The organism is Mesorhizobium sp. M7A.F.Ca.CA.004.04.2.1 (assembly GCF_004022825.1).
Lineage (GTDB): Bacteria > Pseudomonadota > Alphaproteobacteria > Rhizobiales > Rhizobiaceae > Mesorhizobium.
Map to the genome: position 1 here is coordinate 1 of NZ_RZPH01000985.1, position 2,184 is coordinate 2,184.

The 2,184-nt window shown below is 65.1% G+C and carries 2 protein-coding genes; both read left to right on the forward strand.

Annotated elements, in window-relative coordinates; genetic code table 11:
- Nucleotides 1–26: 26 nt before the first annotated feature.
- Complete coding sequence (locus tag EN893_RS30160) at nucleotides 27–503, forward strand: (2Fe-2S)-binding protein (protein ID WP_013530647.1); 477 nt, start codon at nucleotides 27–29, stop codon at nucleotides 501–503.
- Between the two features lies 1 nt (nucleotide 504).
- A partial coding sequence (locus tag EN893_RS30165) for a xanthine dehydrogenase family protein molybdopterin-binding subunit (RefSeq protein WP_164901244.1) occupies nucleotides 505–2,184 on the forward strand: 1,680 nt, incomplete at its 3' end.

Below are 2,184 nucleotides of genomic sequence, written 5' to 3' on the forward strand. Positions count from 1 at the left end.
GCCTATACACGTGCAGGAGGCAAATGATGGCTGGTATAGCAGTTTCAACGACAATCAACGGCGACGCTGTCGAGTATCTTTGCCAGCCGGACGAGACGCTGCTCGATGTCCTGCGCGATCGGCTGGGGCTGACGGGCGCCAAGGAAGGCTGCGGCACCGGCGACTGCGGCGCCTGCTCGATCATCCTCGACGATCGGCTGGTTTGCTCATGCCTGGTGCTCGGCGCCGAGGCTGAAGGCCGGCGCGTCGAGACCATCGAGGGCATGGCCCATGGCGATACGCTGCACCCGCTGCAGCAGAAGTTCCTCGAGCATGCGGCGCTGCAATGCGGCATCTGCACGCCGGGCTTCCTGATCGCGGCCAAGGACCTCCTGGCCAAGAACCCCGACCCGACCGAGGAGGAAATCCGCTTCGGCCTCGCCGGGAACCTCTGCCGCTGCACCGGCTACGACAAGATCGTGCGCGCCGTCCAGGACGCGGCCATCGTGATGAAGGGAGCCTGAGATGAATTTCGATCCACGTTTTTCCGGACGTAAATTCGCCTCCGTCGGCACGCGTCCGATCCGTCCCGACGGCATCGACAAGGTGACGGGCCGCGCCCGCTACGGCGCCGACTTCAACATGGCCGGCCAATTGGTCGGGCGTGTTCTCAGAAGCCCGCATGCTCACGCCAGGATCGTGAAAATCGACACGTCCAAGGCGGAAAAGCTCGCCGGCGTCAAGGCGGTGATCACCGCGGCCGACCTGCCCGACCTCACCGATGGCGATGCCGCCATGTACGACGTCCTCGACAATTGCATGGCGCGCACGAAAGCGCTCTATGACGGCCACGCGGTGGCCGCGGTCGCCGCGATCGATGCCCGCACCGCCAGGCAGGCGCTGAAGCTCATCGAGATTGAATACGAGCTTTTGCCGCATGTCACCGATGTCGACGAGGCGGCGAAGCACACGGCGCCCTTGATCAATGATGCCATCTTCACCGAGGGCCTCGAGGAAAAACCGGTAAAACCCTCCAACGTCACCAAGCGCAGCCAGTTTGGCCATGGCGATGTCCATCAGGGTTTCGGGCAGGCCGACTTTATCGTCGAGCGTTCCTTCAAGACCGAGCAGACGCACCAGGGCTATATCGAGCCGCATGCCTGCGTGGCGAATTTCAGCTCCGACGGCACCGCTGATCTCTGGGTGTGCACGCAGGGCCATTTCGTCTACCGCCAGCACTGCGCCCAGTTGCTTGGCATGGAAGCCTCGAAACTGCGCGTCACCTCCTCGGAGATCGGCGGCGGTTTCGGCGGCAAGACCCATGTCTGGGCCGAGCCGGTGGCGCTGGCGCTGTCGCGCAAGGCCGGACGGCCGGTGAAGCTCGTGATGACCCGCGACGAGGTGTTCCGCGCCTCGGGCCCGACCAGCGCCACCTCGATCGACGTCAAGATCGGCGCCCGCAAGGACGGCACGATCACCGCCGCCGAAGCGACGCTTCGCTACAGCTGCGGCCCGTATGCCGGCTCCTGGGCCGAGATCGGCGCCATGACGGCATTCGCCTGCTACAAGCTCGATAACGTCAAGACGGTCGGCTACGAAGTGCTGGTCAACCGGCCGAAGACCGCAGCCTATCGCGCGCCCTCAGCGCCGATGGCGGCCTTCGCGGTGGAAAGTGCTGTCGACGAGCTGGCCAAGAAGATCGGCATGGATCCGGTCGACTTCCGCATCAGGAACGCCGCGCAGGAAGGCACACGGTCCTCCTACGGCCCGGTCTACGGACCGATCGGCATCGGCCCGACGCTGGAGGCGGTGAAGAGCCATCCGCACATGAAGGCGCCGCTGGGCAAGAACCAGGGCCGTGGCATGGCTTGCGGCTTCTGGTTCAATTTCGGCGGCCAGACCTGCACCGACCTCAACATCGGCATGGACGGCTCGGTCTCGCTTGCCGTCGGCACGGTCGATGTCGGTGGTTCGCGCGCGTCGCTGTCGCTGGTGGCGGCGGAGGAGCTCGGCATCGACTATAGCCAGGTCAAGGCGATCGTCGCCGACACGTCCAGCCTCGGCTACAACGACATGACGGACGGCAGCCGCGGCACCTTCTCGTCCTCCATGGCGACGATCTCGGCCGCCCGCAATGCGATCAAAATCCTGCGCGAGCGCGCTGCGCAGATGTGGGACATTGCCGTCGACGACGTGGTCTGGGAA

Bases quoted from the DNA above. Each gene is read 5' to 3' on its own strand.
- EN893_RS30160 (WP_013530647.1), top strand. From the start codon at position 27: ATGGCTGGTATAGCAGTTTCAACGACAATCAACGGCGACGCTGTCGAG.